We start from the raw sequence: 25,338 nt of genomic DNA, 5'->3' as shown, positions 1-25,338 counted from the left end.
CTTAAAAGGATGTCTATCATTTTTTTTGAATCTCACAGTGAGGCAATTCTTATGCTGATGTCAATGGTTATTCATGAAAACCGCAATGGGCAATGCCGGTATAGCGTGCAATCTCTTCACTGGTTGTACAAAGATCAGCTAGGGTTACATCGTGAATATTATCATGACCACTGACACGGGCAAAGGATTTTAATTCTTCTTTCAATGTATCCAGATAACAAGCTAAGCGCTTTGCGCCTTTTTCTATATCAAAACGTTTGCGCAATGCGGGATCTTGCGTGGCAATACCCATCGGACACTTACCGTTATGACAGATACGATATTGTTGGCAGCCAATCGCCATCATCGCTGCACTGGCAATTGCTATGGCATCGGCTCCCATCGCTAAAGCCTTCATCATTTCTCCGGATGTACGAAAGCCTCCGGTCATGATCAATTCCTGTGGCATGTCATGCGCATCCATATAGGCTCTTGCTCTTGCCAGGGCATAGACGGTAGGTACGGTAGCATTGTCTTTTAAATACTTAGGAGATGCACCGGTTGCTCCACCTCTTCCATCAATCGTAATAAAATCTGGCGCCGCATACTGAATCCAAGACAAATCATCTTCAATACGTCCAGCGGCAATCTTAATGCCAATCGGTCTGCCTTCACTACGGCTGCGTAACTCATCTACTAATGCTTTGAGAGCTTGCTTTGAGGTAATTTCTTCAAAACGAGAAGGAGAGATAATATCGTGTCCTAATGGTTTTTGGCGAATTGTAGCGATTTCTTCTGTTACCTTTTCTTTAGGCAAATGGCCACCCATACCCGGCTTGCTGCCTTGCCCGATCTTAATTTCAATCGCATCCGCAGCCTTTAGGTTTTCATCCGTTACACTGTATTTATTAGGCACATATTCAAAGATATATTTATACGCATGGTCACGTTCTTGCGGAAGAATGCCGCCTTCTCCTGAACATTGTGCCGTTTGTACAGCAGCACTTCCCATAGCTAAGGCTGTTTTGGCTTCTTTTGATAAAGCCCCAAAGCTCATATGAGAAACTAAGACAGCATGTTCTAAAACCATAGGTTTCTTTGCATTTTTACCTAGGATGGTCGTTGTGCTGACTTCAGCTTTATCAGGCAGAGGAGGATGAGCCAATTGTCCACCTAGCAGCAAGATATCATCAAAACCTACCACGTATTTTCTTGTCCGCATGGCCTCAATGCGACTGCCTTTTCCTTGTGCCATTTCATGAATCAGTTCCATGTTGCTTTCTAAATCATCACGTGTTCTGGCATGTTCTTGAATAGCGAGCGAGCCACCTTCATCACCAGTCACTTTATCTTCATCATTTGCTGCATCATCCTCTACTTTCTTAAAACAGCCGTAGGGTGCTGTACATAAGGGGCATGCCCAATCAGCGGGAAGCTTGCTCCAAGGAGTTCCTTCTTTTGCTTCATCATAGACATAGCCGCAAATCTCACAAATATATTTACTCATAGTATATTTCCTTTCTGTAAACGCTTACTTTATATGCTTATTGTACTCTTTAACTTATGAAAGCGCAAATGATATCCTCTATATCTATTTTCTCTTGCAGAAAATAAAATCGTTTCCATAGTCCATGTTGTTTTTAACTATGCAAGATAGCGATATCAATGAAAAGGATGTGTTGAAACTTTGGGTGATAGATGCATCCTGCATACAAAAAGCAGAAGCGTAAACTTAATGGCAGAAGATGCGTAATTCTTTTTCCATAAGCGAAATAGTTATTGCCGTTATGCATATTTTCCTCTATAATGAGGGCAAATGAAAGAAGGGATCACATGCAGTTTTCAAAACGAATGGAGCGCTTAGAAACATCAGTGTTTTCCACATTAGATGAAGAAAAACAGCGTTATCTGAAACAAGGGAAAGAAGTATATGACTTTACGATCGGCAGCCCTAATATAGCGCCATCAAAGGAAATCATTCAGGCTTTGATCGATGCCGCCAAACAACCGCAAAGCTACATGTATGCACTGCATGATATTGATGAGTTACGTCAAACAGTCAAAAAATGGTATCAAACACGCTATGAAGTAGAATTGGATGCAGATACGGAAATCCTGTCGCTGCAAGGATCACAGGAAGGCTTGGCTCATATTGCCTTAGCTATTTGTGATGAAGGGGATATTGTGTTGATTCCAAGTCCTAGCTATCCTGTCTTTGCCAATGGACCGAAAATTGCCGGAGCAGAAATTTATGAAATGCCCATGCGCGAGGAACATGAGTATCTGATTCAATTTGATGAAATACCTAAGGATATTGCCCGCAAGGCGAAAATGATGATTATTTCTTATCCGAATAATCCAACAGGAGCTACGGCGCCGGATGCTTTTTATGAAGAGCTGATTCGTTTTGCGAAGGCGAATGATATTATCGTTCTTCATGATACAGCCTATAGTAATCTGGTCTTTGATGGGGAAGAAGGAAGAAGCTTTTTATATTATGAAGGGGCAAAGGATATTGGTATAGAATTTAACTCTTTCTCAAAGACGTATGGCATGGCCGGTGCTCGTATCGGTATTTGTGTCGGTAACAAAGAAATTGTCGGCATGCTTAGAAAATTGAAAAGTAATATCGACTATGGGATGTTTCTGCCAATCCAAAAGGCAGCTATCACGGCATTGACACAAGATCAAAGTGTTGTCGAAGAAACAAGGGAACAATATCAAAAACGAAGAGATATGCTTGTAGAAGGCTTTCATAAAGCTGGCTGGGAAGTTGCTTCCCCTAAAGGAACCATGTTTATGTGGGCGGCAATACCAAAGACCTATGCGAATAGTGAACAATTTGCGATTGCCTTGCTCCAAAAGACGGGTGTTTTGGTAACACCGGGCAGTGCTTTTGGAACATATGGAGAAGGTTTTGTGCGTATTGCGCTTGTGCAAAGCGAAGAGGTCATCGAAAAAGCTTTGCAGGCAGTGCAGAAATCGGGCTTCTTTACATCATGAAAACCTTATTGGCAATTGGTGGAGGCAGTTTTCAAAAAGCGGAAACTCGCCATTTAGATTTATACGCAATCGCACGAGTGAACAAGACGCATCCTAAAGTGCTCTTTCTTCCGGCTGCTTCTCATGATGATCAGGGTTATGCCAAACGATTTAAACAATATTATCGCAGTTTGGGTTGTGAAGTAGAAGCTTTGCGTTTATGGCATACAAAACTGGATAAAGAAACACTTGCCCAAAAAGTCCTTGCTGCGGATATTGTCTATCTTGGTGGCGGCGATACACAGATGTTGATGGAAGCCTTACAGCTGCATGAGTTAGTTAGTGTATTACAGCAGGCATATGAAGCAGGTATCGTCATTTGTGGATACAGTGCAGGAGCAAATGTATTATTTTCCTATGGCTATAGTGCCTGTGCGGATGGTTTGCGGTTTATAAAAGGCTGTGAATTGGTAAAAGGCTTATTTTGTCCGCATTATCAAGAAGAAGAACGCAAAAGTTTTCAACAAGCCAGTGAACAATATCCAACGTATGCTACCTATGGTTGTGAAGATCAGCATGCTTATTGTGTGGAAGATGATAACGTGCGTTATATGTGATAAGATATTGCGCTCTGTTTTTCTATATCCTATGATGATCGAAAACAACACCAGGTAACATCGGTGAAGACAGGCTAAGGGAATAAGCAAAGAAACATTGAGAGAAGCATTGGAATTGATTTTTCATTATTACGAAAATAAGAAAAGGCTCCTACCATGAATGGACACCTGTATCATGCAGATGGCACTATTCAAGTAGCGGAGTCTTTTTTTGTAATAAAGGATAAGGATGAATAAGTAATGTATGAATACTATAAAGGATAAGGATGAATAAGTAATGTATGAATACTATAAAGGAGAAGAATGAATAAGTAATGCATGAATACTATAAAGGATAAGAATAAATATGCAATGCATGAAAATTATAAAGGATAAGAATAAATATGCAATGCAGGAATGCTATAAAGTATAAGAAAAAATATGTAATGCATAAATACTATAAAGTATAAGAATGAATAAACAATGCATAACTACTGTAAAGGAAAAGTTTTAACAAGGATCGTGACAACATGTCAAATTCATCAGGAAGATGCCATCACGTAGCGAAGAAACTGCATCTTTTCCTGTTCATAATGGGTTTCAATGCGATACTTGCTTGTTTCAACAAAACAAGTTGTTGAAGTTTCACAGTATGGTTTTAAGGGCTCTACTTTTGAAAACATGCCGCCTGCATTTTGATAGGATTGATAAAAAAGCTGAAATTGTTCAATAGTAAAGGTTAATTGAGCACCATCGGGAAGCCGGTTTACATGAGAATCCGGATAGAAGGTAAAACTGTTAGGTACCATGTCCTTTAAAGAAGTATCCTTTTCAGAGTCATAAGTAATTACAAGATAGCTATTGCCTTTCTTTAGATATAAACGCTTCTCCATGTCATTTTTCTTTAACGATGCATATGAAGTGGTTGGTGATATCTTTTTACCCTGTTCATCCTCAATGTGGAAGTCAGCATCTAAATATTTTTGAACTGTATCATGATCATCAAATGTCGCATCGGCAATCGTAAAACTGATTTTTGCAGCAATCGGATTTTTTATATGCTGTTTATGGTCAATATAGCGATAGCCTAGAAAACAAAGCAGAAGAAGAGGAAGCAGGATCATGCCTTTTCCAAGAGAATTCCAATCCTTCATATATTGTTGCGATTTTTTAGCGCTATGCTGTAGCGATTTGCGGACATACGCTTCTCTTCTTGCCACTACCGGATCTATCTTAGGAAAAGGCTGTGCATCTTGAGCCAAGTCATAAAAGGTAGCTGTGGATTGTGTTTTTGTCGCTATTTGGGTCAAAAAGTCATCGCAAAGCTCTTCTGTGAGCGTGTTTCCCCCAGTAATTATGGTTTCCAATTGCATACAGATTTTCTTCATAGTAACTACCTGTTCCCCAGCTTCTATAAGGGAAGCTTTGCGTTGCTCTAACAATGGGGCAAACGCTGTTTCATCTTGTAAGATCTGATGAATTTCTTCTAGTGAAAAATCTAATTTACGAAGTAAGATTATTTTCTTTAACACAATAAGATCTGCTTCCTCATATTCGCGGTAATTGGATGCATTACGTTTAGGCTGCAGCAAACCTTGCTGTTCATAAAAACGAATGTTTTTCTTACTAATGCCACAACGCTCTTCTACTTCACGAATCAACATAAGTTCCACCTCTTTCTAGTGTTATTATAAACGTTCCATAAACTGGAATGTCAATTATAAATCAGCAAAAATTTATAAATATGCTGGAAATTAATGGAAGGTAAGCTTACAAAAGGAGGAAAACTTGTCATGTGATTATAATTTTTATATAATAGAGAAGTTCTTGAAGTAATGATTGCAAGTAAAAGATGTTTTCATAACTTTTACAATGAACAAAAGAAAGAGAGAGGAACTTATGTTTGAAAAAGTATTTAAATTAAAAGAGAAACATACCAATGTGAAAACTGAGGTTATCGCAGGTTTGACAACGTTTCTGGCTATGGCCTATATCCTAGGCGTGAATCCATTAGTATTAAAGGATGCCGGCATGGATGTATCCAGTGTCTTCTTGGCAACTGCCATTTCTGCCGGTTTTGCGTCAATCTTAATGGGATTATTGGCTAACTATCCGGTATCCTTAGCAGCCGGTATGGGTGTCAATGCATTGTTTGCTTATACGATTTGCGGACAGATGGGCATGAGCTGGCAGGCAGCTTTGGCAGCCGTTTTTGTTTCCGGTGTTATCTTTGTGGTAATTTCTGTTACCGGTATCCGTAAAGCCATCATTAATGCCATTCCAAAACAGTTACAACTGGCTATCGGTGCGGGAATCGGTTTCTTTATTGCTTTTGTTGGTTTAAAAAATGCCGGTATTATTGCCGGTAGTGAAGCTACCTTTGTGACTTTAGGAAACTTCTCCACACCTTCTGTCTTATTAGCAATCTTTGGTATCTTGCTTACAATTGCCTTTGTAGTAAAGAAAGTGCCGGCAGCTGTTTTTGTTGGTATGGTCATCACGGCAATTGTTGGTATCATCTGTGGTGCTTGTGGTATAGAAGGTATGCCAGCTTTACCATCTAGCATATTAGAAACCAATCTGAAGCTGGATGGCTTTGGCGCTTTTGCTTCCGGCTTTGGTGAATTATTTGCCGATCCATTCCAGGCATTCATCGCACTGTTTTCCTTCCTGTTTGTCGATTTCTTTGATACTGCCGGTACGTTAGTAGCTGTTGGTAATCGCGTAGGATTAATCAATGAGGATGGGGAATTAGAACATGCAGAACAGGCTTTATTGGCAGATGCTGTAGGTACAGTAGCAGGTGCTGTTTTAGGAACTTCTACGGTTACTTCTTTTGTGGAATCAACATCTGGTGTAGAAGTTGGCGGAAGAACCGGATTAACTTCTTGTACAACCGGGGTTTTATTCTTCATCTCTATTCTGTTTGCACCTATTATCTTATCCGCTGTTACCAATGCGGTCACTGCACCGGCTTTAGTTGTAGTCGGTATTATGATGGCACAGCAGTTAAAAGGGATTGATTGGGATGATATGGTATTTGCCACTGCTGGCTTTGTGACGGTCATTGCTATGATCTTAACTTATTCCATCTCCAATGGAATCGCCTTTGGCTTTATCGCTTATGCTGTTGCAATGCTAGCAAATGGAAAAGCAAAAGAAGTGCATCCAACCGTTTGGGGATTGATTTGTATCTTCGTTTTATACTTTGCTTTACCTTATTTAATGTAGTGATGTAGTTATCTTATTAATGAAGTCGTTTTATATATAGTATAAAAAGTTTATCTTCCTTATAAATAGGTGTTGATAATGATGATTATGAAATAGGATGTATAAGGTACATGCTGATAAGAGGCAGAGCCCCCTTCATCAACAACATATCTTTGATCATTAAGGAAGAAAAGTGAAAACTTAGAAAATTTTAGGAAAAATATTTTAAAATTAGGCGATTAATGCTATTATAGTAAACGTAAAAAACCGGTACTACAGGTAACAGTATCGGTTTCTTAATTCAAGGAGGATGTTATGGCTGATAAGATTATCGTACTGGACTTTGGAAGTCAGTATAACCAGCTGATTGCACGTCGTATCCGTGAGTTTGGAGTTTACTCTGAACTGCACCCACATACGATGACGCTGGATGAAATCAAGGCTTTAGGTGATGTCAAAGGTATCATCTTCAGTGGTGGACCTAACAGTGTTTATGACAAAGATGCATTTACGTGTGATCCTGCCATTTTTGAAGCAGGTATTCCGGTATTGGGAATCTGTTATGGCATGCAGATGACACATCATATGAATGGTGGAAGTGTGAAGGCATGTGAAGCCAAGGAATATGGAAGAACGGAAATTACGATAGAGAATGATTCTTTATTGTTTAAGAATCTTCCAAAGAAACAGATTGTATGGATGAGTCATGGTGATCAGGTAGATCAGATGGCAGATGGCTTTGTGCGTGATGCGTATAGTGAAACGTGTACGTATGCAGCTACAAGCAATCAGGAAAAGCAGATTTATACGCTGCAGTTTCATCCGGAAGTGCGCCATACAGAATATGGCAATGACATTTTGCGCAACTTTGTATTTGAGGTATGTCATGCGGAAAGTAACTGGTCCATGCATAACTTTATTGATATGCAGGTGGAACAGATTCGTAAGACGGTTGGCAAAGACAAGGTATTGCTGGGACTAAGCGGCGGCGTGGATTCTTCTGTTGTGGCAGCTTTGTTACATAAAGCAATTGGTGATCAGTTGATTTGTATGTTTATTGATCATGGATTGTTAAGAAAAGGTGAAGCGGAGAGCGTGATGGAAACGTTTGGCCGTGAGATGAATGTGCATTTGGTGAAGATTGATGCGAAGGAGCGTTTCTTATCGAAACTGGCTGGTGTAAGTGATCCGGAGAAGAAGCGTAAGATCATTGGTAATGAGTTTGTGTATACCTTTGATGAAGAGGTCAAGAAAATCAGTGCTGGTGAAGATATCAAGTGGCTGGCGCAGGGTACGTTGTATACGGATGTAATTGAATCTGGTACAAAGACGGCGCAGACGATCAAGAGCCATCATAATGTTGGTGGATTGCCTGAGGATATGCAGTTTCAGTTGATTGAACCGTTGAATACGTTGTTTAAGGATGAGGTTCGCGCGTTGGGTAGTGATCTTGGCTTGCCGGATGAGATGGTGTGGCGACAGCCATTCCCAGGACCTGGCTTAGGTATTCGTATCTTGGGTGAGATTACGGAGGAGAAGCTGCAAATTGTGCGTGATTCAGATTACATCTTGCGTGAGGAGATTCGCAAAGCGGGTCTGCAAAGAGAAATCTGGCAGTACTTTACGGCTTTGACAAATATGCGTTCAGTTGGTGTCATGGGGGATCAGAGAACGTACGATTATGCGGTGGCGATTCGTGCGGTGACTTCCATTGATGGCATGACGGGGGATTGGGCGAAGATACCGTTTGAGGTGTTGGATGTGATATCGACACGTATCGTAAATGAGGTGCAGCATGTGAATCGAGTGCTGTATGATGTGACAAGCAAACCGCCTGCAACGATAGAATTCGAATAGTGTACAGAACTAAAAAAATGCCTTTTTCAGGGCATTTTTTTGCGTTTATGGGCAGTTTTGATACCATTTTGATACCATAAATAAAAATTGAACGATTCTTTTGACTATTTTTCAGACGGTTTACTATTTAATAATAGATCAGATTTTTCAGGATAATTTAGTTTCCAATTGGTATATTCCTCGATGGAAATTTCTCCATTCGCTAACTTTAATTTGTACTTATACCAATCATCAAGCATTTCTTTTATGTTATGGTCGTTATTGGTAGGGTTTTTATCAAGACGAAGATTTGGCATACCTTCTGTCATATCTATAGTTAATCCAAATTGTTCTTCCAGCTCAAAAAGAGTAAATATAAAGCCATGATAACTTTCGATGTCAGGTATCTTCAAAGCCTCAGGAGATACTTCTAATATAGAAGCAATACCATTTATGACATCTTCTTTTGGAGTGCGCTTACCTGATTCATATTGGGCGATTCTAATATCAGCATTCCTTTCGGAATAGCCTAATCTTACTCCTAGTTCTTTTTGCGTGATACCACGAAGTGTTCTTATACGTTTAATTCTAGTACCTATTGGCATGAGCTTGCTCCTTTCAAATCCTTTTTCTAATACATTATAGCAAAGCAAATATAATGTGTAAATTAAAAACTAAACAAAAAAGTTTAATATAATATTGACTTAAACAAAAATGTTTAGTATACTGTGGTTGCTGATGTTAAACAAATATGCTTAGTGATTACTTCCTATATACATAAAAATAGGAGGTGTGAAAGATGGAAAAAGACAACTTATTCATGAGTGCTGAAGATATTGCTCGAGTTACGGGCATGTCTGAACAGTACGCTTATAAGCTGATTAAACAGCTAAATAGTGAATTAGAGGCAAAAGGCTATTTCACAATTCGTGGAAGAATTAGTAAGCAGTATTTTGAAGAACGTTTTTATGGAATAACAGAATAGGAAGGAGTTTATGATTATGCCAGTATACAAAGATGAGAAAAAAGGCACTTGGTATGTATCTATCAGATATTTAAATTGGAAAGGTGAACATACTAGAAAACTGAAAAGAGGATTTAAATCAAAAAAAGAAGCACAAGAGTATGAGCGTACATTCCTATTAAAGGAATCTAGAAACTTAGATATGTCATTCAAAGATTTTGTAGACATTTATTTAAAAGATTGTTCTCATCGTGTCAAACTTAATACGTTGAATACGAAGGAATATATCATTAAAATGAAAATTCTGCCTTATTTAGGAGAAAAGAAAATAAATGAAATCCTGCCATCAGATATTAAAGATTGGCAAAATGAAATGTTGATGTATCGTAATGATAAAGGAGAAGCATTCTCGCCTTGCTATTTAAAAACACTTCATAATCAGCTAAGTGCCATTTTCAACTATGCTGTTAAGCTCTATAATCTACCAAATAATCCGGCAAGGGTTGCTGGTAACATGGGCAAAGAGAAAAGCAAGGAAGTTGAGTTTTGGACAAAAGAAGAATATTTGAAGTTTTCAGAAGCGATGAAAGATAAGGACGTTTCTTATCATGCATTTGAAATCCTGTATTGGTGTGGTTTACGGTTAGGTGAATTATTGGCATTAACACCAAATGATTTTGATTTTAATAAAAAAACAATGACGATTTCAAAATCTTATCAAAGAATCAAAGGTGAGGATCTAATTACATCACCTAAAACAGATAAGAGTAATCGTATCGTATTAATGCCTGATTTTCTTGTAGAAGAAATGAAAGATTATATAGCACGATTTTATGGGTGTAAGGACGACTCAAGATTATTTCCGATTTCTAAATCATATTTACATCATGAAATGGATCGAGGTTGTAAGGAAACAGGAGTTAAAAGAATTCGTATCCATGGATTAAGACACCCGTATGCCAAGCACACGACAAAAAATAATTCTTACAAGAGGAAATCCCAAGCCAGCAGCATTTGGAAAGCTTGAGATTCCTAATTTTATAGATTCATTGCTGAAATGAATTGCCTTACCTGTGCATACACCTCTGCATTTAAATCGGGGTATTTTTCAAGAACTTTGTTAACCCAATCGGGGCCATGACCACCAACCTCCTTCACAAACCCTTCTAGTTCGCCAACTGGGACAATGTATATTCCATTTGCCCGTAGAATTTGCTCCAATTTCCTAAATGAGACAGTCGCATCACCTGCTGGAATAGCTGAAATTCCAGAGGATTTCAAAGCATCCCATTTTGAAATTGTACTAATGACTGATCGAATCTCTTTTATTTCACGATTAGATAATTCTCGATTTTCAGAGGCGTCCAATATTCTATTGATTGTTGTTTTAGCATCATTTCTGTTAATCTTTTCCTTTGGACTATGTAGGTTTGAAACGATAATATTATAATCACTTTGGAGACTCGTCCAATCAATACCATATGCTTCTACAATATTCTTAAATATTGTTTCATCATTTAAAATATCAATGTCTGGAATCAATCGAATATCAATATTTAATGCACGCATCGAAGTTGAAATTTTTGCCATGCGATGTTTACCACCACAGTGTATAAAAAGAACTTCAGAATACTTTCCTTCAGTCCGCTTAATAAAGTTCTCTACAATAGAATACATCTTACAATCCGAATCACTTTCACATAACACAACAACTTTATGGAATAAACTCGACATAATGTTTGAGTACTTAAGTAACGGATCGTTCCAAACCTCATCAAATTTTTCGTTACTTAGAATAGAAAAAGCGTTTGTGTCTTCTTTTCGAGTAATTCTAACAATTTTTATGCGTTGAGGACAAGCTTCCAGCAATCCCTTTATAATTTCTTCGCTGTGTGTAGAAATAAATGCCTGTTGATCATTTGTCAATGTCTGCCCGATAATTTGTCCCATAATTCGAGCTTGCGGTGGATGGAGAAACGATTCAGGCTCATCAATCAAATAGGTTCGATAATAATCCAGCATTAAATAAAGTAATATACCGGTAAAGCTCTTTATCCCATCACCTTGATTTTGAACTTGTTTATAAGTATCGAGAATCGTCGCATATGCTTCTAATCTCTGTTGTTCATCTTCATATTGTTCATTCAATTTTACTGGTGCGCCAATGCATAAAGGGATTGTGGCACCGTATTGAGTATTTGGAGTCACTTCTATTCCAAAAGCTTTTTTGAAATTATCAGATAACCATTTTCGATATTTTCCGTCAAATGCAGCATAGTGGATGGGGTGTTGTTTGGAAGCATTTCTGTTAATATTATTGGGCGGATTGCAAATTCCCAGACGTGCTGCTGTATCTAAATTTGCCACAAATAAGTCACGAAAATCTCCATAATATGAATCTTTCAAAAATGAGTTATCGGAGGATTCTTTCCAATAACTGATACCATGCCCAAGAACAGAATAATTCGTGTATGATCCTTGATCAGATCCATTTGAAATACTCTGTAGTAGAGGTAGAAGTGATTCTTCACTTTTAGTAATCTCAATATCAGAGACAACAATAGTTGATAATTTTCTTGATGATAAAGTATAAATATCTTTTAGTGATTGACTTTTTCCTGCGTTATTAGGACCAACAAACACGACAATATCGTTTTTTTTAACATCAAGTGATTCACCGGTGTTAAATTCAAGCCTTGAAATATATCCACCTGTTTTTTCTGTTATCATAGTTTTTCTCACCTTCTAAATAGCATTAAATTTTTAATAGCATAGCCTATAGAAATAACTTTTTTGTATTATATCCATGTATACTATATTATATATTCATTTTACCACAATCCCTTTTTCGTAATCTACCACAACAGTACTAATTTCACTCATAATTATTGAAAAAAGGAAGTTCTTTATCTCGAACCTTACATAGTCTGGAAAATCGGTTGTATGTCTGTTCATATTCTTCAATTTCAATCTCTATCGCTCTTGATCCTCAGCGCCCTGTCGAAGCTTCTGATGGTTGAGTTTAAACTCGTCGAGACTAATCTCTCCCAAGACATAATGCTCATAGTAGATGCCCGAATTTTCTACGGTTGCGCGTCTAAATTCAACTTGTGTATCCAATTTTGCTTTAGGTTGCATCATTTCTTCGTTATGCTGTAAGCTAGAGATAAACTACCCTTATATGTATTTATAGCTGCTGAAAGAGAGAATTTTTTATATTGGATAAGACAAACCGATAAATTCCTTATTTGTTCTGTGCTTGAACTCAATCCTAATTGAATTCCATTTATATGTTCTATATGGCCCATTACTCATATAGGACCAAATTGATGGTTTTTGGTTAGATAAGCCTGATAGGTATAACGCAGCGTTTCCATATGGTGTAATTGTCCAATGATAAGTGCGAGCTAAAGCTTTTGCTACAGCATCTGGATTTACTTCTGCAAACTCATTAAGAATGCTGCAAAATTCCGGCTTTACAAAAATTCCTCTAAGAACGCGTTGCAATATTCCTGCCTGTACAAGACGGTTCAAATTTTGTCTCACAGTCGCTGAATCAGCAATATCTGCGAAATCGGAAGTGGCAAAAATAGTTCCGTCTTCTGCAGACAGAATTCGTTCACGTATTTGTTTCATATATCCACGATCCAAAAAACCACCTCCTGCAAGATGTCACGAATATTATATATAATTCGTGACATCTTTTCAATGTCTCTATGTCTATTTAAGTCCATATTTTAGTATAATAATACGCAAATATGGAAATTCAGTAAGGCGGAGTGCAGTGCTACTTAACAATAGTTTGGAATTCAATCGCCCATTTGACGGTAATATTTTTGTTTGGACATATGGTGATTTTATCAATACAGTCCATAATCTCGTCGAGAGCAATTTCTTTGTAACTCGCCTTCAATAATTTGCGGAACACCTGGTATTGTTTTTCATAAGCCATCTTACTTGTGATGATATTATCCCTGATTGCTTTCTTTTCGTTTGCTACATCTTGGACTGCTCGAAATTCATCTTTGCTGATTTTTCCGTCAACAAACATCTCGTAATGGTGAACAGCATTTCTGAAAATTTCTTGATATTGACTCTCGGAGTGGTCAATCTCGTTATTAAGACGCATTATTTCTTGCTTGTACTGTGAATCTGAAATGAAATGCTCCTTTACACACAATTTTAATTGGTAGTAGATAGCACGCAAAACATCTTCCTCCCGTACATACATACCGGTACATTTGTCTGCACCTAAACGGTTTTTGGTAATACAGGTGAAAAAATACCAATCTGCATGATTGGTGCCGCGTTTACGCTGCATTTTTCCTCCGCAGCAGCCACAAATGACTTTGCCCTTTAAAATGTTCTCCGTTGATTGACCGTGCTTGGCGATATTAAATGCTTTTTCCTGGAATGATTTTTGAATAGCATCAAAAGTATTCGTATCTACCAGAGCTTCGTGTGTTGCCGATACAACTCGTTTTTCTTTCCCTTGTACAAGCATACCTGTATAAGTTCGATTGGTCAGGATATATTTGACTGACCTACTATTCCAGTTCCCGTTACCATTATCATAATTTCCGGATAAACCGTTTAATCTGGCATATTGAATTGGTGTTGGGATTTCTTTTTCATTTAAGTAGCGAACTATGGCGGTCATGCCAATGCCGTTCGCTGCTAATTCAAAAATTTTTCGGATAATAATAGCCGCCTTTGGGTCAGGTATAAGTTGATCATGGTTGTCTTCAGCTTTTTGATAACCGAAAGGGGCTCTTGGTCCAATAAATATACCGTGTTGTGCTTTCATATCTAAAGTAGCCTCCATTTTCTTTTTAATTTCAATAGATACTTGTTCATTAAAAGCATTTGTTATGGGCACTCGAATCCTAGAACTGCAAGTATGTTCTTGATTGATAATGCCGTCAATGGTGTCAAACTGGTCGTTTACGGATACAAAACGGATCCCATTGGACGGAAAAAAGACTTCAATATAATAACCAGTTGAGATATAGTTTCGTCCTAAACGAGAAAGGTCTTTTACAACGACACAATTGATATCGCCTGAAAGGATGTCTTGAATCATTTCTTGAAACGCCGGACGATCAGAAAATTTACCGCTAAAACCATTATCAATATAGTAATGTGATATAGGAATTTGTTGCTGTTCGCCCCAGCATTCAATGATAAATTTCTGGTTTTCTATCGAACTGGCTTTTTCTTTATTCGCAACTGAAAGTCGAATATATCCTACAGCAACAGGGAAAGGAGATTTTAGTTCTTCTTTATATTTATGTTTCCTGCTTTTTCTTGCCATGAAAATACTCCTTTCAATAGAAAAGGCTACGGTAGAAACCGTAGCCACTGGCAATATCGTACTATATCTCATTTTCCGCTTCCACGAGGAAATGTTCATTTGTCGCTTCCACGAGCTTAGTCATAGTCATGCATCATTGTTGATTGAAATGGGGATACCTATTTTAGAAGTGGTAAGTCGTTTAGGACACGAAAAAGTAGAAACAACATTAAATACCTATGGACATCTTTATCCTAATAAGCAACAACAGTTAGCTGATAAACTTGATAAAATATATGCGGAGGATTCGAGATGAGCTGTTTAAATAAAGATAGAAAAAGAAGTGAAATAGTAAATTTTCGAGTTACTCCAATAGAAAGACAACAAATTAGAAGCTAGAATAAAAGTTTTAGGATTGCCAAAAGGTGAGTATTTTATAAGAACCTTTATGCAGCAGTCTATAAAAATTGTGGCTGGTCAATACCAAAGTAATCGATTGAGCTTAGAATTAGCCAGATTGTCTAATCAATTAGCAAGTATTGAGAGTAATGAAGGGATTGAATTACTTTTACAAGAGTACAGAGCTTTACTAAATGAATTGTTAATTATTTGTCGTAATGAAGATGTTAACTCAGATCAGATTGAAACTATCTCGGAAAGCAGTGAATATGAATGAATATATGAATGGTGAAGAACTTCATACAATGATAAATGAGAAGCAAGATATGGTTATAGATGATTTATTACCAATCGGTGTAGTATTGTTTGGGGCTCCTGAAAAAACAGGAAAAACATTTTTCGCTTTGCAAATATCAGACGCTATTGTTCATAATAAGCCATTGCTGAATTTTAATGTTAGTAAAGGTGAGGTGCTTTATATAGCTTTAGAAGATTTAAAAGGTAGTTTCCAATACCGACTCAAAAAGATTTGTTTTGAGCCAAGTAAACATATGCATTTCATATTTTCAAGTGATGGATTATCTATGAATTTGACTGAAGAAATTGCTAAAATCAACAAACATAATAATCTTAAATTAGTTGTTATTGATACATTAGCAAAAATAAGCCGAGTCGAGGTAAATAATTATTAAAGTGAATATGATGAGATGGCAAATTTTCATAAATTAGCAATTGAAAATAACTTATGCATATTGCTTATTACACACATTAAAAAGAAAATCGACTATAATCATCCTTTCGATAATTATTATGGTACAAGAGGTAGAACTGCAGGGGCTGATGATATGATGGTGCTTTTACAACCAAGTGATGATATAAATGAAAAGCAACTTTGTGTAAAAGGTAAAGATATACCATTTCAAAGAATTAATGTTAAACATACAGAGGATATGTGTTTAAAGATTAGCAATGAAAAAGTATGTGAAGTTGAGCTTGATGAAGATTTGATGAAGGTAATTTCATATGTTGTTTCTAAAAAATCATTTATTGGGTCACACAGCGAATTAAATGCGAACGTAAAACTTAATTCTACTGGAAATGTTTTATCAAGAAAAATTAAAAGCAATATTGAATTATTAAAGCGTAATTTTATTTATGTAGAATATCCACCAAGAACATCAAAAGAACGACTAATTAAATTAGTTTAAGTGGGAAATGATGAAATAAGTAATGACGATATGACGATAAATGACACATAGGGTATGTAGTTATTATTATCGTCATACCGTCATCAATTGTTATGTCCTTTATGATAGCAAGCACTGAATTTGGATAGCCAATCCAACATTTAGGGCAATCCCTAATACCCTGTTAAAAAATAAAGATAATGGAGGAGTAAGCATGAAAATAGAATTTGAAAAAGTAGGCGAATATTATTTGCCAAACTTAACGGTAAAGGAAAAGAAAATAAATTTATCAAAATATGGCAGAATGAAGTTGCAGTATATGAAGAAATATCAAAAAATACTTTATACAAATTTGCTTACAAGTGGTGGTTTGTATGAATATGTTGAAATGATTAATCATCAAGCAAATGCATTATATGATAAGCTGTTGGTTGATATGAAAAGGCAAAGAAATATTACAGAAGAATTAAAAAAAGAAAATCAAATGTTATGGATACAGGAGATGAATAATATCGATGCCTGTATTAATGAAATTATTTATGAAGAGTATATTTACAATTAAGAGCAAATGAGCTCTTTTTTCTTTAGATTGACGAAAAAAGCAATTAAATTAGTTTTAGAAAACAAAAACATTATCATTTAGCAATAAAATCTCTACTATTCACATTTAATTAGCGTTATAATATATAAGAATATGGAAAGATGGGGGTATGAGTTGTGGATATTGTTAGGACAAGTTTTTTGAATTACTGATTGGTAAAGGATTAAAAAATGGAGTTTGCAAAAAAGATAGGAATTAGTGCAAATAATATGGCTAAAATATCTAGAAAACGAATATGTGCCTATGAAGGTGTTAATCAAAATATGTAGGTCATTATAATGCTTAATAGATGATAGATTTTCTTCCTGAAAATTAATTAGGAGATTTTAATATGGATAATAAAGATTTATTGTTAGTTCTTATTGGTGTTTTAATGTTATTAGTGGCAATTAAGAAATTGTTTTCATCAATTACTCAAGTATCTCAAGACATTAACCCTAATGCTAATGAAGAATTAAGTTATGACTTAAGATATAAGCAGATTTATTACATTATTAGTTTCCAAAGGGAGGTCAAAAAGTGGAAAAGATTGTAACTAAACCAATGAAAATTGATTTTCATATCCATTCATATTTTTCTAAGTTCAAAGATGAATTCTCGTTAGTAGAGAAGGGTACAAAAGAAAATTTGAGTATTTTATTAAATAAACTTGAACACAATCATATTAATATGTGTGCTATTACAGATCATGATTATTTTTCATATGAATTATATGAAAAGTTAAAATCTTACGAATCAAAAGCTGGAGAATTAGAAAAAGTATTTCCTGGTGTAGAATTTTCTGTAGGATTTAAAGCAGATGATAACAGTATGAAGCCAGTTCATATAATTTGTATTTTTGATGATGACAATAATGAAGAAAAAGTACAACATATTCAAGATCATATACCATTTAAAGATAATAAAGTACAATACGATGTAGAAAATGAAAAATTCTTTAGTGAAGAAAAATTTATCAGTATATTAAGAGATATTGATTTAAATGTTGTTATGATTGCGCACCAAAAGCAAAGTATTAGTAGCGGGTCAGCTAGCAAAAGTAAGAATGATGTTTCATCATTAGGTGCTGTTAAATTTAATGAGTTAATTGGTTGTGAATATTTTGAATCATTTGAATTCAAAAGTATGAAAAATGGATTGTTTAACAACAATTATGCATTACAAAAAAATAAAAATTATGATCAGATAAGATTTATTACTGGATCTGATTGCCATAATTGGGAATTTTATCCTAAGCATGATCCAAAAGAAGATGATGAAATAGGTTTTGAATTTACTTACTTAAAATGTTTACCATGCTTTAGGGGACTAGCTATGGCATTTAGTGATACTAGAAGGATTTCTACTACTAATAATATTTTTGGAAATCGTCAAAAAATGATAGATAATATATCAATGTCACTAAATGGTCAAAACTATAATATCCCTTTATCTCCAGGAATAAATGTAATTATTGGTGATAATTCTATTGGAAAATCTTTATTATTACATAAAATGACTAATTATAAAAATTTATTAATGGATAATAAAACAAAAATCCAAGAAGGTTATGAAAAGTATCTAGAAAAAAATAATATAGGCATTAATACAAAAATAGATATAAATAATATCCATACTTTTGATTATCAAGGATCTATTAGAGACAAATTTGCAAAAGATAATCAAGATAATAGTGACTTTTTAGAAAATAAATTTCCTGCTGATATTGATGCAGGTCCATATAAAATGAAAATTAATTCAGAATTTGAAAAACTATATTCCTGTATAGAATTCAAATTTGCTTATGATGAGATTTATAAGACACTAAATTCTTTGAAAATGATAGATGAAGAAGTTGTTTCAAAAAATTTAACTGCTAGAATCATTAGACCCAATCAAGAAATGATAAAAAGAACTAAGAAACTAATGAATTATTATAAAGGTATTATAGCTAAAATTGATGCAGATTATCATTTGATTTTAGAAAATGAAGAAAAAATTATTATTGATAGCTTTAGAAAACAACTGCTAGAATTTGAATCAAAATATGAGAAATTAATGAAAGAAGAAGAGTTTATTTACACAATAAAGGTAAACATCGATAACGGAATAAAAAAATTTAATGATGAAGTCAAAGGATGGAAAACCAACTTAGAATTTACAAAAAACCAATTTGATGTTGTAGATTCAAATAATATTGCTAATGTTATTACAGAGCTAGTTAAACTAAAAAAAGAAATCAAAAGTTTTAAGTTTGATGTACCAGAAGAAATATTAGAACCAGAAAAATTAAATTTTGGAGAATATATGTTTATCAAAAAATTTAAAAACTGTGTAGCAATTAATAACAAATATTTACAAGGGGTATTAGAGAGGGTGTTAAAAAACAAAGCAAAAATAGATACCTCTACTATAACTAAGGATGAATTAAAGAATATTATTTTGAATTTTGGAGATGCTAATGGTTCTGCTTTAGATGTATTAAAAGAAAAGATAGGGCTTATTATTGAAGATGATTTAAAATCAATTCCATCAATAACAATTAATGGTAAAGATGTCTACAGTAAACTATCGAGTGGTATGAATTCATCAATATATTTTGATATATTATCCACAGATCAAAAAGAAGGAGTATATATAGTTGATCAACCTGAGGATGATATATCTCAAAGTGGAATAAAATCAAATGTTCTTAATAATTTTAAGACAATGTCTAATAATAGACAAATAATCATGATTACCCATAATCCTCAGTTTGTTGTTAATCTTGATGTAGATAATGTAATTTGTCTAACAAAAGATTCTGAGGAAAAGCTATGTATAAAACATGGAGCTTTGGAATATGTAAATAAAGATGACAATACTGATATATTGGATACAGTAGCAAAGAATCTAGACGGAGGAATTGATTCAATAAAGAAAAGGTGGAAAAGATATGAAAAAACAGTTAGTATTAACTAAAAAAAATGATGATTATATTTTAAGTATGAAAGACGATGTTAATAGAAATATCAACATAGTTAATAAAGTAGTGAACGGTGAAGATCTCTATAATGTATTTTACGAAAATATAACAGAGGAAAACGAATACATATTAAAAACTACATTATCAGATCGAAAAGATATAATCATCTTTAATCAATTATGTGCGTTGTTTAATAAAATTGATACAGAAGTAAACCATAATTGTTTTAATGCGGAAACACAAGGAGAATAAACGATGGAAAAAATAAATAGTGAAAGTTTAGATTTAACAAAGTTAAACATTGAAAAATTAAAAGAACTATTCCCAAATGCTGTTACTGAAGGAAAGATTGATTTTGATGTATTGAGAACAGTCTTAGGTGATGAAGTAGATGATAGCAAAGAAAAATATCAATTTACTTGGAAAGGCAAAAGTGCTGCTATTAAATTAGCACAAACTCCTTCATCAGTTACACTTCGTCCAGATAAATATACATCAAAAGATTGGGATACTACCGAAAATCTTTATATCGAAGGTGATAACCTTGAAGTATTAAAACAACTGCAAAAAACTTACTATGGAAAAATCAAAATGATTTACATTGATCCACCCTATAATACAGGAAATGATTTTGTATATAAAGATGATTTCAAAAATAGTTTACAAAATTATAAAGAACAAACTAAACAAAGTATGAAATCTAATCCTGAAACAAATGGACGTTATCATACAGTTTGGTTAAATATGATGTATCCTAGACTTCTACTAGCAAAGAATTTATTAACTGATGATGGTGTTATTTTTCTTAGTATTGATGATAACGAACAAGAAAATCTAAAAAAGATATGTAATGAGATATTTGGAGACACTAATTTTATAGGATGCTTATCGGTTGAAAATAACCCTAAAGGAAGAAAAAATTCAAAGTTTATATCTGTTAGTTCAGAATATTGTCTATGCTACGCAAAAAATATAAGATATTCTTATTTTGTAGAAAATGTTCCAAAAAAAGCTTCTGACATGATACTAGATGAAAATGGTAGATATGTTCATAATAGCGGAAAAAGAGTTTTAGTAGGAGAAAATAGTTTTAATAATATTGTAGAAAATGTAAACTCTGATAAAAACTATGTAGTATATTATAATTCGGCAAAGCATGATATTGTTATAAAAAAAGAAAATATAGACAATTGTCAAAAAGAATTGCTTGATCATGGCTATGTAAGATATTTTTCTAGTAGAAAAGGTGTTTTAATTGAAAATACATATACAGATAAAAAATTTAGCGAATTATTTCAGGAAGACGCTCTTCAATTTGGTAGTGACAAGATTTATGAAAAGAATTATTCAGATACTATTAGGATAAAAAGCCAGTTGGTTAATAGAAAATATGAAGCTATTGTATGTGGTATAAAGAAAGATTATAGTATGGAACTTAGAACTACTAATGCAAATACATATTTAAAGCAATTGTTTAAACTGGATAACTATCCTTTTGAAGCTTCTAAAAGCATCGCTTTTTTAGAACTTTTAATAACTTTGTTTGATAGTAAAGATTTTATTGTTCTTGATTTTTTCTCAGGATCTTCATCTTTAGCAGATGCGGTAATTAGAATTAATCAAAAAGATAATGGTAATCGAAAATTCATTATGGTTCAATTGCCAGAGTTATGTGATGAAAAGTCTGAAGCATATAAAGCAGGATATAAAAATATCTGTGAAATTGGTAAAGAACGTATTCGTCGTGCTGGTGAACAAATTAAAGCAGATTGGGAAAAAGTGCATCCACAAGATACATTATTGTCTAGTGATGAAAAGTTCACTACTGATATTGGATTTAAAGTATTTAAATTAGATTCTACAAATATTCAACCTTGGGATAATGAGATTGAAATAGATGAAAAACAATTATATCTTTATAATGATGTATTTAAAGAAGGTAGGACTAAAGAAGATATTCTTTATGAAATCATGTTGAAGTATGGTATTTTTGATATGCGTGCTGGTGAAGTAGAAATAAATGGAAAAACAATGTATCGTGTTGGTAAACGTTATATGATTGTTTGTTTAGAAGATGAAATTACATTAGATGATGTTAAAGCTATTGCTGAATTATCACCTAGAACAGTAGTTTTCAAAGAAACTGGATTTAAAAACGATAATGATAAAATCAATGCTGAATATAATTTGGAAAAAGCTGGCGTTGAAGATATTAAGTGTATTTAAGGTGGTGTTGATAAATGAAGTTAAAATTTGTTAATCAACAGTATCAAACTGATGCAGTAAATTCTATTGTTAATATCTTTGAAGGCTGTGAAATAAAGAATTCATTATTTACAATAGATGTATCAAACGATAAAGGCTTTAATAAGGATTCTGGGTATACTGGAGAAGGAGTTAGTTATTTTACCGGTCATGCAAATAAAGTAAGTATTGATGATTTTACTATGCTTGAAAATGTACAGCATATTCAAGAAGAAAATGATATTCAAAGAACAAAATCATTAGAAAATAAAAATTTTACTATAGAAATGGAAACCGGAACTGGTAAAACTTATGTTTATACTAAAACTATCCTAGAATTAAATAAGAAATATGATTTTACCAAGTTCATTATAGTTGTTCCTAGTATTGCGATTAAAGAAGGTGTCTACTCTTCTTTAAAAGCTACAGAAGAACATTTCAAAGAAAAATATGATAATGTTGTTTATAACTATTTTGTTTATGATTCTAGTCATTTAGAACGTATTCGTGAATTTGCGACAAGTACAAATATTGAAATTATGATTATCAATATTGATGCATTTAGAAAAAGCTTTGTTGATACTGAAAAAGAGAATAAAGCAAATTTAATCCATCGTGAAAGTGATCGTTTAAGTGGGAATAAACCTATTGATCTAATTGCAAGCACAAATCCCATTGTAATTATTGATGAACCACAATCAGTAGATGGAACAAAGAAATCAAAAGATGCAATTTCTTCATTAAACCCATTATGTACTTTACGTTATTCTGCAACACATAAGGAGTTGTATAACTTAATGTATCGTTTAACTCCTGTAGATGCTTATCAAGAAAATTTAGTTAAACATATTGAGGTGGCTTCTATTACAAGTAATGAAGTCAGCGCAAAACCTTATGTAAAATTATTGAGTGTTAGTGATAAAGGTGGAACGTATTCTTGCCGCATAGAAATTTATGTAAACAATAAGAAAACGGGAGTGATTGATAAAAAGGCAGTTACAGCGAAAACAAAGGATGATTTATGGGAAACTTCTAATGAAGTTGATTACTATAAGGATTGTGGATATATTATTGATAATATAGATTGTTTCAAGGGTGAAGAATCAGTATCTTTCTCAAATGGAGAATATTTAAACATTGGTGAAACAATTGGTGATGTTGATGATAATGTAATCAAGCGTGCGCAAATTCGTCAAACAATAGAACTACATTTAAATAAAGAATTACACTACATAAAAAAAGGAATTAAGGTTTTAAGTTTGTTTTTTATTGATGAAGTTGCTAAATATCGTAACTACGATAGAAAAGATGAAAAAGGAGATTATGCTATCTGGTTTGAAGAAGAATATAATCGATTAATTCAACTTCCAAAATATCGTAAATTAAGAGAAAACTATGCTGATAAGATTTCATTAGAAGCTGATAAAGTGCATGATGGATATTTTTCTAAAGATGTAAAAGGTCGTATCAAAAATTCAATAGGAGCTGGTGTAAGTAAAGATGATGAGACAACATATCAATTGATTATGAAAAATAAGGAGCAATTGCTAAGCTTTGATGAACCTATTCGCTTTATATTCTCGCATTCAGCATTAAAAGAAGGTTGGGATAATCCAAATGTTTTCCAGGTGTGTACTTTAATAGAAACCAAGGATACTATGACTAAGCGACAAAAAGTTGGCCGTGGTCTTCGTATTTGTGTAAATCAAAATGGCGAACGTGTATTAGAAAATAAGTATAATGTTTTAAGTGTTGTCGCTAATGAATCTTATAAAGAATTTGCTTCTACACTACAAAAAGAATTAGAATCTGATAACTTTAAATTCGGTATAATTGAACCAATTAGTTTTACTGGAATTTGCATGAAACAGATTGATGGAACTACTTATGAATTAACACAAGAAGATTCTCAACAAATTTTTAACTATCTTGTAAAAAATGAATACATGACAAGTAAAGGTAAAATCAACGTTAAATATCATACTGAAAAGCATGAAGGAACTTTTAGTCTACCGGATAAATTTGAGAGTTATACAGCTAAAGTGATAAAACGTATTGATAATCTTACAAAAGAAATTGAAATTAAGGATGTGGCTAGAAAAGTACCAGTTAAAATTAATAAGGAAGTTCGACTATCTCCGGAATTTGAAACTTTATGGAATAAAATTAAACAAAAAACAGTTTATACTGTAAATATGGATATTGAGAAATTAAAAAAACAAGCAATTGAACAAATTCAAAATATGCCACATATCAAACCTGATAGAGTTGATAGTCAATTAACAAAAGTTGAAATTAATAAACAAGGGGTTAAAGATATAGGACACCAAGTTAGAGAGCTAGGTGCAGTTTATGAATTTGAAAAGCCTTCTTACCCTGATTTTATTCGTCGTTTACAAGATGCTACTCAACTATTAAGAAAAACCATTATTGAAATTATTGCAGAATCTGGGCGATTATCAGAATTCTATACTAATCCAGAACAGTTTATTAAACAAGTATCTAAAATCTTATTAATGGTTAAGAAGGAAAATCTAACTGATGGAATCAAATATCAAAAAAATGATGAATATTATGAACAAGATTTCATTTTTAATGATGAAGAATTATATGGATATTCAGATAGTAATGTATTAGACGTCAATTCAAATAAAAATATTTATGATCATGTTATTTATGATTCAATTGTAGAAAAAGACTTTGCAATCGAAGCAGAGAATGATGATGAGGTATTGTTATATGCAAAATTACCTAGTACATTTAAAATTGATACACCTATTGGGGCATATAATCCAGATTGGGCAATTGTATTAAATACTGGAACAGGAGAGAAGCTTTACTTTGTGGCTGAAACTAAGGGTACTGAGAACATTAATGATCTTAAAGGATCTGAAAAGAAAAAAATCTTATGTGGTAGAAAGCATTTTGAAGTGATTGATACAGATATTAAATATGAAGTTGTAAAAGAACTTAAAACACTGAAAGGATTAAGCTCTTGTGGATAAATAAAAGAAATACTGAAAATGTTTTTTGAAAAATATTTTAATACTTCTATAATATCAATTGTTTCAATGTTCATAATATATTTCTATACTCCAAGCGA

The 25,338-nt window shown here is 33.7% G+C and carries 21 protein-coding genes and 1 pseudogene; 16 read left to right on the top strand and 6 right to left on the bottom strand.

What is annotated here, in order from left to right:
* Positions 1–67 precede the first annotated feature (67 nt).
* Positions 68–1,486 (bottom strand): glutamate synthase-related protein, encoded by a 1,419-nt coding sequence (locus ACESSZ_RS01840; RefSeq protein ID WP_331866784.1) that lies wholly within the window; start codon positions 1,484–1,486, stop codon positions 68–70.
* A 326-nt stretch (positions 1,487–1,812) separates the two neighbouring features.
* Here ACESSZ_RS01840 and ACESSZ_RS01835 point away from each other — a divergent pair, with 326 nt between their 5' ends.
* Positions 1,813–2,982 carry an aminotransferase class I/II-fold pyridoxal phosphate-dependent enzyme gene (locus ACESSZ_RS01835; RefSeq protein ID WP_008689429.1) on the top strand — a complete coding sequence of 390 codons (1,170 nt, stop codon included), beginning with the start codon at positions 1,813–1,815 and terminating at the stop codon, positions 2,980–2,982.
* Positions 2,979–3,578, top strand: a complete 600-nt coding sequence (locus ACESSZ_RS01830) for a Type 1 glutamine amidotransferase-like domain-containing protein (protein ID WP_008689427.1) — start codon at positions 2,979–2,981, stop codon at positions 3,576–3,578. Before ACESSZ_RS01835 ends, ACESSZ_RS01830 begins: the two co-directional genes overlap by 4 nt.
* A 521-nt stretch (positions 3,579–4,099) precedes the next feature.
* Here the strand turns inward: ACESSZ_RS01830 and ACESSZ_RS01825 are convergent.
* Positions 4,100–5,221, bottom strand: a complete 1,122-nt coding sequence (locus ACESSZ_RS01825) for a MerR family transcriptional regulator (protein ID WP_331866785.1) — start codon at positions 5,219–5,221, stop codon at positions 4,100–4,102.
* Between the two features lie 235 nt (positions 5,222–5,456).
* Between ACESSZ_RS01825 and ACESSZ_RS01820 the strand changes: the two genes are divergently transcribed.
* On the top strand, positions 5,457–6,788 hold the full coding sequence (locus tag ACESSZ_RS01820; protein ID WP_499842678.1) for an NCS2 family permease: 1,332 nt from the start codon (positions 5,457–5,459) through the stop codon (positions 6,786–6,788).
* A gap of 294 nt (positions 6,789–7,082) precedes the next feature.
* The gene (guaA, locus tag ACESSZ_RS01815) at positions 7,083–8,624 is read left to right on the top strand and encodes a glutamine-hydrolyzing GMP synthase (protein WP_499842677.1); all 1,542 of its coding nucleotides are present in this window, start codon (positions 7,083–7,085) and stop codon (positions 8,622–8,624) included.
* Between the two features lie 104 nt (positions 8,625–8,728).
* Here the strand turns inward: guaA and ACESSZ_RS01810 are convergent, their stop codons facing one another.
* Positions 8,729–9,208, bottom strand: a complete 480-nt coding sequence (locus tag ACESSZ_RS01810; protein ID WP_008689423.1) for a helix-turn-helix domain-containing protein — start codon at positions 9,206–9,208, stop codon at positions 8,729–8,731.
* A gap of 194 nt (positions 9,209–9,402) precedes the next feature.
* Between ACESSZ_RS01810 and ACESSZ_RS01805 the strand changes: the two genes are divergently transcribed.
* Positions 9,403–9,588, top strand: a complete 186-nt coding sequence (locus ACESSZ_RS01805; protein WP_008689422.1) for a hypothetical protein — start codon at positions 9,403–9,405, stop codon at positions 9,586–9,588.
* A gap of 16 nt (positions 9,589–9,604) precedes the next feature.
* Entirely contained in the window at positions 9,605–10,594 is a 990-nt protein-coding gene (locus ACESSZ_RS01800) for a site-specific integrase (protein ID WP_008689421.1), read from the top strand.
* A gap of 11 nt (positions 10,595–10,605) precedes the next feature.
* Here the strand turns inward: ACESSZ_RS01800 and ACESSZ_RS01795 are convergent, their stop codons facing one another.
* From ACESSZ_RS01795 to ACESSZ_RS01785, 3 genes are all read right to left on the bottom strand, one after another.
* Positions 10,606–12,297 (bottom strand): ATP-dependent nuclease, encoded by a 1,692-nt coding sequence (locus ACESSZ_RS01795; RefSeq protein WP_008689419.1) that lies wholly within the window; start codon positions 12,295–12,297, stop codon positions 10,606–10,608.
* Between the two features lie 483 nt (positions 12,298–12,780).
* On the bottom strand, positions 12,781–13,218 hold the full coding sequence (locus ACESSZ_RS01790; RefSeq protein ID WP_017144594.1) for a DUF6088 family protein: 438 nt from the start codon (positions 13,216–13,218) through the stop codon (positions 12,781–12,783).
* Positions 13,219–13,354: 136 nt separating this feature from the next.
* Complete coding sequence (locus tag ACESSZ_RS01785) at positions 13,355–14,881, bottom strand: recombinase family protein (protein WP_008689415.1); 1,527 nt, start codon at positions 14,879–14,881, stop codon at positions 13,355–13,357.
* 103 nt (positions 14,882–14,984) lie between these two features.
* On the opposite strand from ACESSZ_RS01785, the pseudogene ACESSZ_RS01780 reads away from it, so the two are divergent.
* From ACESSZ_RS01780 to ACESSZ_RS01735, 10 genes and pseudogenes are all read left to right on the top strand, one after another.
* Positions 14,985–15,176 (top strand): annotated as a pseudogene (locus ACESSZ_RS01780) (tyrosine-type recombinase/integrase); the annotation flags it as partial.
* A 99-nt stretch (positions 15,177–15,275) separates the two neighbouring features.
* Positions 15,276–15,536: a hypothetical protein gene (locus ACESSZ_RS01775; RefSeq protein ID WP_008689413.1), complete on the top strand. Its 261-nt coding sequence runs from the start codon at positions 15,276–15,278 to the stop codon at positions 15,534–15,536.
* Entirely contained in the window at positions 15,529–15,951 is a 423-nt protein-coding gene (locus ACESSZ_RS01770) for an AAA family ATPase (RefSeq protein ID WP_008689412.1), read from the top strand. Before ACESSZ_RS01775 ends, ACESSZ_RS01770 begins: the two co-directional genes overlap by 8 nt.
* A gap of 15 nt (positions 15,952–15,966) precedes the next feature.
* On the top strand, positions 15,967–16,467 hold the full coding sequence (locus tag ACESSZ_RS01765) for a hypothetical protein (protein WP_008689410.1): 501 nt from the start codon (positions 15,967–15,969) through the stop codon (positions 16,465–16,467).
* Positions 16,468–16,660: 193 nt separating this feature from the next.
* Positions 16,661–17,008, top strand: coding sequence for a TnpV protein (locus tag ACESSZ_RS01760; protein WP_008689408.1), 348 nt, complete (start codon positions 16,661–16,663; stop codon positions 17,006–17,008).
* A gap of 370 nt (positions 17,009–17,378) precedes the next feature.
* Entirely contained in the window at positions 17,379–17,582 is a 204-nt protein-coding gene (locus ACESSZ_RS01755; protein ID WP_412292958.1) for a hypothetical protein, read from the top strand.
* A complete protein-coding gene (locus ACESSZ_RS01750) occupies positions 17,567–19,987 on the top strand; it encodes a hypothetical protein (protein WP_008689402.1) in 2,421 nt (806 codons plus the stop codon). The genes ACESSZ_RS01755 and ACESSZ_RS01750 overlap by 16 nt, the downstream gene beginning before the upstream one ends.
* Entirely contained in the window at positions 19,962–20,243 is a 282-nt protein-coding gene (locus ACESSZ_RS01745; RefSeq protein WP_008689399.1) for a hypothetical protein, read from the top strand. Before ACESSZ_RS01750 ends, ACESSZ_RS01745 begins: the two co-directional genes overlap by 26 nt.
* Positions 20,244–20,246: 3 nt before the next feature.
* Complete coding sequence (locus ACESSZ_RS01740; RefSeq protein WP_008689397.1) at positions 20,247–22,217, top strand: site-specific DNA-methyltransferase; 1,971 nt, start codon at positions 20,247–20,249, stop codon at positions 22,215–22,217.
* Between the two features lie 14 nt (positions 22,218–22,231).
* Positions 22,232–25,240 (top strand): restriction endonuclease, encoded by a 3,009-nt coding sequence (locus ACESSZ_RS01735; protein ID WP_008689396.1) that lies wholly within the window; start codon positions 22,232–22,234, stop codon positions 25,238–25,240.
* Positions 25,241–25,338: the final 98 nt, after the last annotated feature.

Source organism: Eubacterium sp. 3_1_31 (assembly GCF_964249515.1).
Classification (GTDB): Bacteria; Bacillota_I; Bacilli_A; order Erysipelotrichales; family Erysipelotrichaceae; genus Longicatena; species Longicatena caecimuris.
This window is presented reverse-complemented; position numbering and strand designations above follow the sequence as displayed.

Coding starts and splice junctions, on each gene's coding strand:
- ACESSZ_RS01840 (WP_331866784.1), bottom strand. CDS start 1,486: ATGAGTAAATATATTTGTGAGATTTGCGGCTATGTCTATGATGAAGCA.
- ACESSZ_RS01835 (WP_008689429.1), top strand. CDS start 1,813: ATGCAGTTTTCAAAACGAATGGAGCGCTTAGAAACATCAGTGTTTTCC.
- ACESSZ_RS01830 (WP_008689427.1), top strand. CDS start 2,979: ATGAAAACCTTATTGGCAATTGGTGGAGGCAGTTTTCAAAAAGCGGAA.
- ACESSZ_RS01825 (WP_331866785.1), bottom strand. CDS start 5,221: ATGTTGATTCGTGAAGTAGAAGAGCGTTGTGGCATTAGTAAGAAAAAC.
- ACESSZ_RS01820 (WP_499842678.1), top strand. CDS start 5,457: ATGTTTGAAAAAGTATTTAAATTAAAAGAGAAACATACCAATGTGAAA.
- guaA (WP_499842677.1), top strand. CDS start 7,083: ATGGCTGATAAGATTATCGTACTGGACTTTGGAAGTCAGTATAACCAG.
- ACESSZ_RS01810 (WP_008689423.1), bottom strand. CDS start 9,208: ATGCCAATAGGTACTAGAATTAAACGTATAAGAACACTTCGTGGTATC.
- ACESSZ_RS01805 (WP_008689422.1), top strand. CDS start 9,403: ATGGAAAAAGACAACTTATTCATGAGTGCTGAAGATATTGCTCGAGTT.
- ACESSZ_RS01800 (WP_008689421.1), top strand. CDS start 9,605: ATGCCAGTATACAAAGATGAGAAAAAAGGCACTTGGTATGTATCTATC.
- ACESSZ_RS01795 (WP_008689419.1), bottom strand. CDS start 12,297: ATGATAACAGAAAAAACAGGTGGATATATTTCAAGGCTTGAATTTAAC.
- ACESSZ_RS01785 (WP_008689415.1), bottom strand. CDS start 14,881: ATGGCAAGAAAAAGCAGGAAACATAAATATAAAGAAGAACTAAAATCT.
- ACESSZ_RS01770 (WP_008689412.1), top strand. CDS start 15,529: ATGAATGAATATATGAATGGTGAAGAACTTCATACAATGATAAATGAG.
- ACESSZ_RS01765 (WP_008689410.1), top strand. CDS start 15,967: ATGGCAAATTTTCATAAATTAGCAATTGAAAATAACTTATGCATATTG.
- ACESSZ_RS01760 (WP_008689408.1), top strand. CDS start 16,661: ATGAAAATAGAATTTGAAAAAGTAGGCGAATATTATTTGCCAAACTTA.
- ACESSZ_RS01755 (WP_412292958.1), top strand. CDS start 17,379: ATGGATAATAAAGATTTATTGTTAGTTCTTATTGGTGTTTTAATGTTA.
- ACESSZ_RS01745 (WP_008689399.1), top strand. CDS start 19,962: ATGAAAAAACAGTTAGTATTAACTAAAAAAAATGATGATTATATTTTA.
- ACESSZ_RS01740 (WP_008689397.1), top strand. CDS start 20,247: ATGGAAAAAATAAATAGTGAAAGTTTAGATTTAACAAAGTTAAACATT.
- ACESSZ_RS01735 (WP_008689396.1), top strand. CDS start 22,232: ATGAAGTTAAAATTTGTTAATCAACAGTATCAAACTGATGCAGTAAAT.